This is a genomic window from Novosphingobium sp. LASN5T (assembly GCF_003856955.1).
GTDB lineage: Bacteria > Pseudomonadota > Alphaproteobacteria > Sphingomonadales > Sphingomonadaceae > Novosphingobium.
In genome coordinates, this window is sequence record NZ_RQSI01000005.1 from 96,828 (window position 1) to 108,428 (window position 11,601).

Annotated in this window: 8 protein-coding genes; 2 read left to right on the forward strand and 6 right to left on the reverse strand. The window is 66.2% G+C overall.

All coding sequences use genetic code 11. The annotated features are described in order from the left end of the window. Positions 1 to 36: 36 nt before the first annotated feature. Complete coding sequence (locus EH199_RS05745) at positions 37 to 2,529, reverse strand: TonB-dependent receptor (RefSeq protein ID WP_190287151.1); 2,493 nt, start codon at positions 2,527 to 2,529, stop codon at positions 37 to 39. Between the two features lie 292 nt (positions 2,530 to 2,821). Here EH199_RS05745 and EH199_RS05750 point away from each other — a divergent pair, with 292 nt between their 5' ends. Continuing rightward, positions 2,822 to 3,166, forward strand: a complete 345-nt coding sequence (locus EH199_RS05750; protein ID WP_124808316.1) for a hypothetical protein — start codon at positions 2,822 to 2,824, stop codon at positions 3,164 to 3,166. Positions 3,167 to 3,569: 403 nt separating this feature from the next. Here EH199_RS05750 and adhP read toward each other — a convergent pair whose 3' ends face one another. The 5 genes from adhP to EH199_RS05775 all read right to left on the reverse strand — a co-directional run bounded on the left by adhP (position 3,570) and on the right by EH199_RS05775 (position 9,173). Beyond that, positions 3,570 to 4,601 (reverse strand): alcohol dehydrogenase AdhP, encoded by a 1,032-nt coding sequence (adhP, locus tag EH199_RS05755; RefSeq protein ID WP_124808317.1) that lies wholly within the window; start codon positions 4,599 to 4,601, stop codon positions 3,570 to 3,572. A 67-nt stretch (positions 4,602 to 4,668) separates the two neighbouring features. Beyond that, positions 4,669 to 6,195, reverse strand: coding sequence for an aldehyde dehydrogenase (gene adh / locus EH199_RS05760; RefSeq protein ID WP_124808318.1), 1,527 nt, complete (start codon positions 6,193 to 6,195; stop codon positions 4,669 to 4,671). Between the two features lie 163 nt (positions 6,196 to 6,358). Then, entirely contained in the window at positions 6,359 to 7,315 is a 957-nt protein-coding gene (locus EH199_RS05765; RefSeq protein WP_124808319.1) for a GAF domain-containing protein, read from the reverse strand. A gap of 94 nt (positions 7,316 to 7,409) precedes the next feature. Next, positions 7,410 to 7,970 (reverse strand): nuclear transport factor 2 family protein, encoded by a 561-nt coding sequence (locus tag EH199_RS05770; RefSeq protein ID WP_124808320.1) that lies wholly within the window; start codon positions 7,968 to 7,970, stop codon positions 7,410 to 7,412. 147 nt (positions 7,971 to 8,117) lie between these two features. Then, on the reverse strand, positions 8,118 to 9,173 hold the full coding sequence (locus EH199_RS05775) for a helix-turn-helix transcriptional regulator (protein WP_124808321.1): 1,056 nt from the start codon (positions 9,171 to 9,173) through the stop codon (positions 8,118 to 8,120). Between the two features lie 227 nt (positions 9,174 to 9,400). Here EH199_RS05775 and EH199_RS05780 point away from each other — a divergent pair, with 227 nt between their 5' ends. Next, entirely contained in the window at positions 9,401 to 11,554 is a 2,154-nt protein-coding gene (locus tag EH199_RS05780; RefSeq protein WP_124808322.1) for a TonB-dependent receptor, read from the forward strand. Positions 11,555 to 11,601 lie beyond the last annotated feature (47 nt).

Genomic DNA, 11,601 nt, shown 5'->3' on the forward strand with positions numbered 1-11,601 from the left:
CGCGGCCGGCGACGCTTTTTGCCGGCCGCCGATTCGTCAATACTTGAGCGCCACGCTGCCGCCGAAGAAACGCGGCGGCGAAATCCGCGTGTAGGGCGTGCCGAACGTGGTCGTGGTGATGTTGTTGATGCCGTTCATGTACTGCTTGTTGAACAGGTTCTCGACCCAGAAGGTCACGGTCACGCGTTCGTTGGCGCTCTTGCCGCCGATGCGGGCGTTGACCAGATCGCGCGAGGACCGCAGCGTGCCGAGCTTCGTCCAGTCCACCCCGCCCAGCACGGTATCGAGCGCGTCGTCATAGGGCGTGCGCGCGTTGGTGCGGGCGCGCGAACGGTGGCTCCAGTTGAAATCGGCAAAGAGCTTGCCGAAGCCGACCGGCACGGTGGCGTGCGCGCCGAACGTGCTGCTGAGGCGCGGCTCGCCGGTCGGCTGTCCGTTGAGGTTGAGATTGATCGGCCCGCTGAAGGTCTGCACCTGCTCGATACGGCTCGCCCAGGTGGAATCGATCCAGGAAAGGGTGCCCGACAGGCTCAGGTAGTCGTTGATCTTCAGCGCCGTATCGAGATCGAAGCCATAGGCTTTCGAACTGCCGGTGGTGGTAACGTATTGCGGAATGGTGCTGCCGTTCTGCACCAGCGAGATCGACTGGCGATCGTTGTAGCGGAAATAATAGCCGGTCAGGTTGAAGCGCAGCCGCCGGTCGAAGAATTCCGACTTCACGCCGGCTTCGAAGTTCCACACGGTTTCCGGGCGGAAGTAGCTGTTGATCGCCTGCGAGTTGAAGCCGCCCGCCTTGTACCCGCGCGAGGCGGAAACGTAGGCCATGACATCGGGCGTGAACTTGTAGCTGACGACGAAGCGCGGCGAGACGTCGTTGAAGCTGGCCTTGCGCGTGAACGGCACGTTCTGCAACGCGCCTTCGTTGAAGATCAGGTTGCCCGTGGGGTAAATCGGCGCACCCGCCAGGAACGGCTGGGCAGCGAGCGTCTGATAGACCTGCAGCACCGAATAGGTGGTCGCCGGATCGAACAGCGGCGGCAGGCCGAGCTGGTCGAAGCCCGCGTTGAACACCGCGCCCGGCAACTGGATCGCCGACAGGCCCGGCGATTGCACGCTGGGCGCGAACCAGGTGAAGGTCTTGCGGTCGTTGGTATAGCGCAGGCCGAAGCGCAGGCTCCACTTGTCGGTCACGTCCCAGGTCACGTCGCCGAACGCGGCGAAGGACTTGTTGCGCGCGGTGTTGGTCATGTCCTCGCGCCAGGTGTTGCCGAACACCGGCAGGCCGGCGCCGGCGAAAGCGCTGAACAGCGGCAAGCCGCCGCTCGACAGCGCGAAATCGATCGAATCGACCAGCGCCGTCACCGCGCTGGTCTGGTGGCCGACCTCGTTGAAATAGCTGCCGCCCATCAGCCAGTGCAGCTTTTCGCCATCGTGCGAAAGGCGCAGTTCCTGATAGAAGCTCGTGTTGCTCTCGATATTGTCGGTGTCGAGATAGCGCGTGGGATCGTTGGTGCCGTCCTCGTCCTCGCGGTTCGAGGTCGAGAAGCGGCGGTACGAACTGATGCTGGTCAGCTTCAGCCCGTCGGTGATGTCGCGGTTGATGGTCAGCGCATAGCCGTTGAGCAGGCGCGTTTCGCGCGCGCCGCCGACCACGTCGTTGGTGAACGGCCCGAACGGATCGCGCGACAGCGCCACCTGGCTGATGCCGATCGCCACCGGGCCATCGTTGCGCGTTTCGTCATGATCCCAGGCGAAGACCACGTCGGTCGCGCTGTCGGGCGTCCAGCGGGCGGAAATGCGGCCCGACGTGGTGTGGATGAAGCCCCGGCCCTTGCCCGTGACGGCATCGTGCAGCCAGCCGTCGCGCCGGTTGATCAGCACGTCGCCGCGCACCTGCAGGGTATGCGTCAGCGGCACGTTGATCATCGCCTCGATGCGCTTCGAGCCATAGTTGCCGAAATCGAAATTGGCGGTGGTGGTGAAGCGGTCTTCCGGTTTCTTGGTGACGATCGAGATCGCGCCGGCGGAGGTATTGCGCCCGAAGATCGTGCCTTGCGGCCCCTTCAGCACTTCCACGCGCTCGATATCGTTGAAGAAGATCAGCGCCGAGCCGGTCCGCGCGGTGTAGATGCCGTCGACGAAAACCGCCACGGCGGGTTCGGTGCCGATGCCGAAATCGTCGGTCGCCACGCCGCGAATGGTGAAGCGCGGCTGCGTGACCGAGCTGTCGTCCACCACCAGCCCCGGCGTGAAGGCGGCCAGCGAGCCCAGGCTGATCGCGTGCAGTTCGTTGATCTTGGCCGAACTGACCGCAACCACGCTGACCGGCACGTCCTGCAGCCGTTCCTCGCGCTTCTGCGCGGTCACCACGATTTCATCGAGCCCCTGGGTCGCCGTTTCCCCGGCGGCAGGCGGCCCCTCCGCCGCGCGGGCCGACGTTGCGACCAAAGCCAGGCTCAAGCCGATGGCCAGTACCGAAACCTGATGGAACGCGGGCTTGCCCCCGCCGCGTCGCGTAAATCCGGTCACCTGTACCCCCCAATATTTCTGCATTGTTATGTTTGTTTGCTACGCAATTGGCACGGCCCATGTCAAGAACATTGCCCTCCAAGCATTTTGGAGGACTGCCAATGAATTCAATCTGATATGTTGGGGAGGACGGCGTGAAATGGGGCCAGATCCGAGCAGCCGGATTGTGAGCGCGGATTTGCGGGTTGGTGACGAACGCAACGGAAGATCATACCACCACGCCGGGCTTGCAACGGCGGGGAGGGGGGAGAGCGGACGTTGACATCGCGGACCCAGACGGCATTCTGCGTTGATGGACGAGGAGCAGATTGCCACTTGGACGGGATTGGGGCGTTGGCTCTTGATCGGCTTCGGGATAATGCTGATCTTCCTTTCCATTCCTATCGTCTTCTCACAGGACAATGGGGCTGCCGCTGGTTGGAACATTTTTCTCGGCCTATTGGCGATTGGCGCCATCGCATCCGGCAATCGCAAAGCGCCTCTGCTGTCTCTGGTCTTGGCATCCTTGATGGCAATCAGGCTGATCGCCGCGATCATCAATGGTTCATCAGTTTCAGTGCTGGCGGGTTCGCTGATCCTTTTGGTCATCGCGGCGGGCGCGGCGTACGACCTTCGAAAGCAGGCGAGGTTGGATTAGCGCGTTGCCATTGAAACGCCGAATGACCGCTATCTTGTCGTGTCTGGAAGGACCACCCCCACGGAAAGATGTCGGATAGCTGCCGCTCCGGCCACGCCGGACTGTGTCCACGTCGCCTGGCGAACGCGAAAAAATCGAGTCTGTGTCCGAAGTCACGGCGGTGTCATCGCCGGCATGGCAAAGAAAAGCCGCGACCCGAGGATGGCTTGCCATCTGAACTGCGCCTCCTGCCTTGTGCAGGGGGCGCATTTTTTCTTGCGGGTATAGTATCGGCGGTGGAAGCCCACCCCGTTGCGACTAACGCCGCCTCCGGCGCCGCAAGTCTCACTCCCCTCCCGCTTGCGGGAGGGGTTGGGGGTGGGTAGCGCCCAATTGTCTGCAATGACGCGCCGGCGCGGGTCTTCTACGCCGTCAGGTCCAGCACCACGCGGCCTTCGATCTGGCCCTTGTGCATCCGGTCGAACACGGCGTTGATGTCCTCCAGCTTCGCGGTTTCCACCGTCGCGCGGACTTTGCCGTGCGCGGCGAAATCGATCGATTCCTGCAAGTCGAGCCGCGTGCCAACGATCGATCCGCGCACGGTGATGCCGTTCAGCACCAGGCCGAAGATGTTGAGCGGGAAATCGCCCGGCGGCAGGCCGTTGAGCGCGACGGTGCCGCCGCGCGCGGTGACGCCGATCGCCTGCTCGAACGCCTTGGGGCTGACCGCCGTGACCAGCACGCCGTTTACGCCGCCACCGGTCTCGCGCTTGATGACGGTGGCGGGATCGTCGTGGCGGGCATTGACGGTGATCGTCGCGCCCAGCCGGCGGGCAAGATCCAGCTTGGCATCGTCGATGTCGATCGCGGCGACGTTCAGGCCCATGGCGACGGCATATTGCACCGCCATGTGGCCCAGCCCGCCGATACCGCTGATCGCGACATAGTCGCCGGGCTTGGTGTCGGTCATCTTCAGCCCCTTGTAGACCGTGACACCGGCGCAGAGCACCGGCGCGATCTCGGTAAAGCTGATGTTGGCGGGCAAGTGGCCAACGTAGTTCGGATCGGCGATCACGTAATCGGCGAACCCGCCGTTGACCGAATAGCCGGTGTTGAGCTGCGTCTCGCACAGCGTTTCCCAGCCGCCCAGGCAATGCACGCAATGGCCGCAGGCGCTGTAGAGCCACGGCACGCCGACGCGATCGCCTTCCTTCACGTTCTTCACGCCCGCGCCCACCTGGCTGACATAGCCGACGCCCTCGTGCCCCGGAATGAACGGCGGGTTGGGCTTGACCGGCCAGTCGCCCTCGGCGGCGTGGAGGTCGGTGTGGCATACGCCCGATGCCTGGATCGCGACCTGGATCTGGCCGGGGCCGACCTGCGGCACGGGCACTTCATCGATCGTCAGCGGCTTGCCGAATTCGCGCACGACGGCGGCCTTCATGGTGCTGGCCATGGTTCTTCTCCTTGGATTCCTGGGGAAAGCGGATGGCCCGGCCGCGCGGGCCGGGCCTTGCGCACGGTCAAAAGAAGCCAAGCTTCTTCGGGCTGTAGCTGACCAGCATGTTCTTGGTCTGCTGATAGTGATCGAGCATCATGCGATGCGTTTCGCGCCCGATGCCCGACTGCTTGTAGCCGCCGAACGCCGCGTGGGCGGGATAGGCGTGATAGCAGTTGGTCCACACCCGTCCGGCCTGGATCGCCCGGCCGAAGCGGTAGCAGGTGTTGGCATCGCGGCTCCACACCCCCGCGCCAAGGCCATAGAGCGTGTCGTTGGCGATGGAGAGCGCCTCCTCGGCATCGCGGAAGGTCGTGACCGACAGGACCGGGCCGAAGATTTCCTCCTGGAAGATGCGCATCTTGTTGTGGCCGCGGAACACCGTGGGCTGCACGTAGTAGCCGCCCGACAGTTCCCCGCCGAGATCGGCCGCGCCGCCGCCAATCAGCAGGTCCGCGCCTTCCTGCCGACCGATGTCGACATAGGAGAGGATCTTGTCGCGCTGCTCCGCCGAGGCCTGCGCGCCGATCATGGTGGCGCTGTCGAGCGGGCTGCCTTGCCGGATCGCGGCGACGCGGGCCAGCGCCTTTTCCATGAAGCGGTCGTAGATGCTTTCATGGATCAGCGCGCGGCTGGGGCAGGTGCAGACCTCGCCCTGGTTAAGCGCGAACATCACGAAGCCCTCGATCGCCTTGTCGAGGAAATCGTCGTCCTCGCGCGCCACGTCCTCGAAGAAGATGTTGGGCGACTTGCCGCCCAGTTCCAGCGTCACCGGGATCAGGTTCTGGCTGGCGTACTGCATGATGAGCCGGCCGGTCGAGGTTTCCCCGGTGAAGGCGATCTTGGCGATGCGCGACGAGGAGGCAAGCGGCTTGCCCGCTTCCAGCCCGAAGCCGTTGACGATGTTGAGCACGCCGGGCGGCAGCAGATCGCCGACCAGATCGATCCACACCATGATCGACGCGGGCGTCTGTTCGGCGGGCTTCAACACGATGCAATTGCCCGCCGCCAGTGCCGGCGCCATCTTCCACGCTGCCATCAGCAGCGGGAAGTTCCACGGGATGATCTGGCCCACCACGCCCAGCGGCTCGTGGAAATGATAGGCGACGGTATCGTGGTCGATCTCGCCGATCGAGCCTTCCTGCGCGCGGATGACGCCGGCGAAATAGCGGAAATGGTCGATCGCCAGCGGCACGTCGGCGGCCATCGTCTCGCGGATCGGCTTGCCGTTGTCCCACGTTTCGGCGGTGGCCAGCGTTTCGAGATTCTGCTCCATGCGGTCGGCGATGCGCAGCAGGATCGCGGCGCGTTCGGCCACCGAGGTGCGGCCCCAGGCATCCTTGGCCTTGTGCGCTGCATCCAGCGCGGCCTCGATATCCTCCGCTTGCGAACGGGCGATCTCGCCCACCACCTTGCCGGTGATCGGGGACACGTTCTGGAAATAGCGCCCGGCCCGGGGCGCGACCCATGTGCCGCCGATGAAATTGTCATAACGGGCCGCGAAGGGCGGCTGCAGCGTCGCAACCGGGCGATCCTGAACGACGGAATCCATAAACCTGATCCTCTTCCTGGCTGAACCGGCGCCGTCTTTCGGCGTCTGTCCCGCATCCTAGGAACGCGATCGGAACGGGGGGAAGAGGGGGCCGGGACAAGGCCATGCCGATGTGTCTCGCCAGCGAGACAGGCGCGGGCGCAAATCGTTCAGGCCGAGGCTTTCAGGGGGTCAGGCCGGCCCGCGCCAAGCGGCGATAGAGCGTGGCCCGGCCGATGCCGAGCAGGCGTGCCGCCTGGCTGGCGTTGCCGCCGGCCTGCGCCAGCGCCTGCCGCAGAACCGCGCGATCGGCATCCTCGAACGAGGGGCCAGCCCCTTCGCCGAGCAGCTGGCCCAGCGCGCGCGGCGTCGTCAACGCCGCATCGTTCAACCCCAGTCGCAACCGCGCCGCCCGGCTCGCGCCGACCACCAGATCATCGCGATCGACCGCCAGCAGCGCCGTGCCGGTGGTGGCGTCATCCGAAAGGAACACGATGCGATGGCCATCGAAGTGACGACAGAAATAGTCCCGCTCGATCTTGCGCGCGGCGTCGCGCACCAGCGCGGCGATCATTTCCGCCATCGCGGGGCCATGATCGTCGCGGCAGCTCGATACGTCGAGCGCCCCCGCCAGCCGGCCGTGCGGATCATGCACCGGCGCGTCCATGCAGCTGATATCGACATTGCGCCCGGCGAAATGCTGATCGCGGTGAACGATCACGGGCTGGTCTTCGTAAAGGCAGGTGCCGATGCCGTTCGTGCCTTCCTCCGCCTCGCCCCACCGCGCGCCCTGGACCAGCCCCGCCGCGGTGAAGGAAGCGGCGTCGGCATCGTTCGTGCGACGCTCCAGCACGATGCCGCGCGCATCGCTCAGAATGACCGCGCAACCCGAACGCCCGACCGAACGGAACATTTGATCGAGCACCGGCGCGGCCACGGTGAGCATGACCTCGTGCTCGGCCCGCAAGGCCGACAGGAAAGCACCATCGACTCGCTCGCGCGCCGCGTGCTGGTCGGGGTCAAGTCCATGGAACAGGACGGACCTGCACCACGATGCGGCGATCGCCGAAGAGGCGGCCGCGCTGGGGGACCGCACCACATCCAGAACCGTGTCGCTGTGTCGAGCGACCACCACGGGCATCCTCCGCACTTCAGGCCATGAAGATCACGCCAACGTCGCCCGATGGTACAGGGACTCCGCCCCCCGGTAAAGCGCGCGGATCAGGCGCCCCGCTTCACACCCCCGCCATCAGCACCGAGGTCTGGATCAGGGTCTGCGCCCAGTTGTCGGGCAGCTTGCCGATAAACAGGTTTTCGGTGCGGTAATTGGCGATGCGCCAGCCCGCTGCGGTCTTGCGGAACTTCACGTGCAGGCGGCTCGACCGGATCAGCGAGGACCCGTCGTCATAGACCCACGGCTGGAACTGCACCCATTCGCCCTCGGCGGTTTCCGCGCTGGTGGCGCGCAACTGCTCGGCGGTCAGGTAGTGCGTGTTGAAGATCTGCTTCGGATTCTCGGCGGCGTAGAACTTGCGCATGTGCGCGGCGATCTCGGCCGGGCCGCGGTGCTGGCCGAACTGCGCGCCGTGCGCCCCGCCCACGCCCTGCCAGATGGCGTCTTCGGTGAACAGCGCGCCGATCGCGTCGGCGCGGGCTTCCGCCGGCATTCCGGCTTCGGGCAGAGGGCTGTCGCACAGGAACATGTAGCGCGCGAGCAGCCGGCGCGCCTCCGCTTCCGCCTGCAGGAACGCGACCTGCTGCTGCAGCTCCGCAATGGCTGCCCTGACGTCTTCCATGCCCTTCATCCTCGCATCAATCGACAATGCCGCCGTGCTTACGCGCTAACACCGGCCGCGTCATGGCCCGCGACAAGCCGCCGGCGGCTTCGTTTCGCGAAACGGGCAAAGCCTGCCGGAAGCGGTCAGGAGATGGGGCGTCGACTCTCAGTTCGATCGCCCGAACAGGTGCGAAGGGCTGGCCAGAGCCAGCCGGATCAGATCGGCCTGGCGGCTCGCTCGCGTCTTGGCCATGACCTGCTTGAGCTGCGTGCGCGCGGTGTGGATCGAAACCCCGCGCGCCTGCGCGAACGTGGCGACATCGTCTCCGCCGCACAGACGCGCCAGCAGATCGGCCTCGGACGGGGTCAGCGCGAAAAAGGCGCGCAGGTCGGCCGGCGCTGGCGGTGGCGGTCCGCCCGCGTCGGCCAGCGCCAGCGCGAAGGCAGGCCGTTCGGCCGCGATGGCGTACCGCTCCAGCGCGAAGCGGGGCAAGGCGACGGCGTGAAGCAGCACTTCGCAATCCCCGTTGCGCCACCGCATCGCGCGGGGAGAGCCGGACAGCAGCAAGGGACGCAGCCCCTCAATCAGCCGCCATTCCGTGTCCGCCATCCCCGGCACCCGCACCACCAGGCCTTCCAGCAGGCCCTGTGCCGCCGGATTGGCGATCTGGACCCGCCCCGCATCGTCACAGATCGCCAGCGCGAACTGCATCCGGTCCATCACCTGCCGCAGCATGGCGTTTTCATTGGCGCGGCGATCGGTCTCGATCAGCAGGCGCAGCGCTTCGCGCACGTGCGGCATGAGGTCGATCAGTGCCTGCCGGCAATGCGCCGCCAGTGGCGTGCCGACCCCGGCATGAACCGCAAGCCCCGCCTCGCCCAGCGCGCCCATGGCGATGCGCGCGCCCAGGAACTGCCCCAGTCCCTGTTCGCGCAGGCGCGCCTGCCACTGGTGGAACTGCCCCTGCAGGGCATCCGGGCAATTGTCGTCCTCCAGCATATAGACGCCGTCGTGGACGGGATTCACCGCGACGATGGTGCGCGGATTGACGTCGTCCAGCAGCGAGAGTTCGCCGGCGGGCGCCGGGGTCGCCGAGCAAGTCGCCAGCCAGCGATGGCGCAGGCGGTCGGGCGTGCGGTTGAACCAGTGGATCGTGACGCTGCGCGCGCCGGTTTGCGTGCGCAGCCGGTCCAGCGCCGTGGCCAGGCGCGGACGGTCCATGCTGGCCCCGTACAGATCGCCCAGAACATTGGAACAGAGCATCGCCATACCCCCAACAAAGGCAACGGGGCATGGTGTTGGCGGCGGCAGGCGATGGCAAGGCTGGGCTTCCGCCTTTGTGACAATTCTTGCCGAAATTGCACAGCGCGTACCGCAAATGGGCGATGCCGCGCCCAGTGCCGGTTCCCATCATCGCCCGATCAACGAACACAACAGGGAGCTAGATCATGTGGGGAACCCATCGCGGCGCGGCGCTGCTCGCCATCTGCGCGGCCGGAATCGCGGCCTCGCCCGCCCTTGCCGCCGAACCGGCGGAGACCGGCGCGCAGGATAGCGGCGCGCTCGACACCATCGTCGTCGTCGCGCGCAAGCGGCAGGAAAACGTGCAGAGCGTGCCGATCTCGATCACCGCGCTGACCGGTGCGGCGCTGCAGCAGCGCGGCGTGGCGCGCGTGGGCGACCTGATCGGCACGGTCCCCAACCTTACCCAGGACGGCGGCGGTTCGGTGCTCGGCGCGATGGGCATTCGCGGCATCGTTTCGCAGACGCGCAACATCGGCTTCGACAGCGGGCTTGGCGTCTATGTCGACGGCGTGCTGACCGTGCGCCCCAACGCGGCGGACCAGGAACTGCCGGACATCGCCACGCTGGAAGTGCTGCGCGGGCCGCAAGGCACGCTGTTCGGGCGCAACACCACCGCCGGCGCGATCAACATCACCACGCGCAAGCCGAGCCTGGACGGCATCGAGGCCAATGCGCGCACCGCCTTCGGCAATCTGGGCACGATCGAGGCCAACCTGTTCGCGACCGCGCCAATCGTGACCGACCGGCTGGGCGTGAAGATTGCCGGCTCCATCGCCACGCGCGACGGCTATATCACCAACCTCTTCGACGGCTCGAAGCTCAACAACCTCAACCGCAAGTCGCTGCGCGGCGGCCTGCTGTGGAAGCCGGCCGAGACGCTGGAAGTGGCGCTTTCGGGAAGCTGGCTGAAGCAGGCGGACCGGCTGCTGCTGGGGCAGGTGGCCGACAACACTTCCGGCGGCCTCGCCGGGCTGCCGGGCTACTTCACCGATCCCTACACCGTTTCGCAGGACCATCCCAGCCTGCAAAGCCGCGAGATCTGGAGCACCAACCTCAACATCGACTGGCACATCGGCGGGTTCACGGTCACCTCGATCAGCGCCTATGGCGACAACCGTTCGCGCCTGATCGACGACGACGACGCCCGCCCGATCCCGCTGTCCACGTCCGACTTCCAGGACCGCGCCCGCCAGTTCACGCAGGAACTGCGGCTGGCTTCGCCCACGGGCGGCAAGATCGACTACCTCATCGGCCTGTACTACCTGCACCAGAACGCCGACGCCAACCGCGCCACCACGGTCAACGGTCCGCCGGGACCGGCCGCCTTCGTCGGCGCGATCTCCAGCATCTCGAACCTCAGGACCAATGCCTATGCCGCGTTCGCCAGCGCCAACTGGCGGCCGCTGCCGGGCCTGACGATCAGCGGCGGCCTGCGCGTCAATACCGAGAGCAAGGATCTGGTGTTCGACCAGACCAACACCTCGTTCATTGCCCTGCCGCAGCTTTCCGCGCGCCTGCACCGCAAGGACAGCAACCTTTCGGGCAACGCCAGCGTGTCCTACGAAGTCGTGCCCGATACCCGCCTCTACGTCAGCGCCGCGCGCGGCTTCAAGAGCGGCGGCTTCAACCCGGACATCGTCGGCAGCACCGACATCAGCTTCGGTCCGGAAAAGGCGTGGTCGTTCGAGGCCGGCATCAAGTCCGACCTGTTCGACCACAAGCTGCGCATCAACGCGGCGGGCTTCTACACCGATTACAAGGACCTGCAGGTCTCGGCGCTGGTCGGCGCGGCCTTCCAGATCCGCAATGCGGCGGCGGCGCATATCAAGGGCTTCGAAGTGGAAGTCACCGCCAGGCCGGTGCGCGCGCTCGAACTCAACGCGGGCGCGGGCTATACCGACGCGACCTATGCCGACTTCCCCGGCTGCGCCCCGGCCACGAACTGCGCCGGGCAGCGCCTGCCGTTCGTGCCCAAGCTCTCGCTCAACGCCGGCGCGCAAGTGACGCAGCCGCTTGGCGAAGGGCATCTGACCGGGCGGCTGGACCTGTCGTGGCGGAGCGGCATCTACTACGAGGCGACCAACACGCCCGACGGACGCCTGCCCGGCTACGTGCTGGTCAACGGGCGGCTGGGCTACAGCTTCGCCGGCGATCGGCTGACCATCGCCATGTTCGGCCGCAACCTGTTCGACAACCGCTACCGCGACTACTCGTTCTATCTCGCTCCCTTTGCCGAACGGCTGGTGCGCTGGGCGCCGCCGCGCACCTACGGCATCGAAATGACCACGCGCTTCTGATGGTCGGCCGGCGGCGCAAGCCGCCGGTCCGCCCCCCCCCTGAAATT

What these genes read in the sequence shown, in the direction of transcription:
- EH199_RS05750 (WP_124808316.1), top strand. Translation starts at nt 2,822, where the DNA reads ATGGACGAGGAGCAGATTGCCACTTGGACGGGATTGGGGCGTTGGCTC.
- adhP (WP_124808317.1), bottom strand. Translation starts at nt 4,601, where the DNA reads ATGGCCAGCACCATGAAGGCCGCCGTCGTGCGCGAATTCGGCAAGCCG.
- adh (WP_124808318.1), bottom strand. Translation starts at nt 6,195, where the DNA reads ATGGATTCCGTCGTTCAGGATCGCCCGGTTGCGACGCTGCAGCCGCCC.
- EH199_RS05765 (WP_124808319.1), bottom strand. Translation starts at nt 7,315, where the DNA reads ATGCCCGTGGTGGTCGCTCGACACAGCGACACGGTTCTGGATGTGGTG.
- EH199_RS05770 (WP_124808320.1), bottom strand. Translation starts at nt 7,970, where the DNA reads ATGGAAGACGTCAGGGCAGCCATTGCGGAGCTGCAGCAGCAGGTCGCG.
- EH199_RS05775 (WP_124808321.1), bottom strand. Translation starts at nt 9,173, where the DNA reads ATGGACCGTCCGCGCCTGGCCACGGCGCTGGACCGGCTGCGCACGCAA.
- EH199_RS05780 (WP_124808322.1), top strand. Translation starts at nt 9,401, where the DNA reads ATGTGGGGAACCCATCGCGGCGCGGCGCTGCTCGCCATCTGCGCGGCC.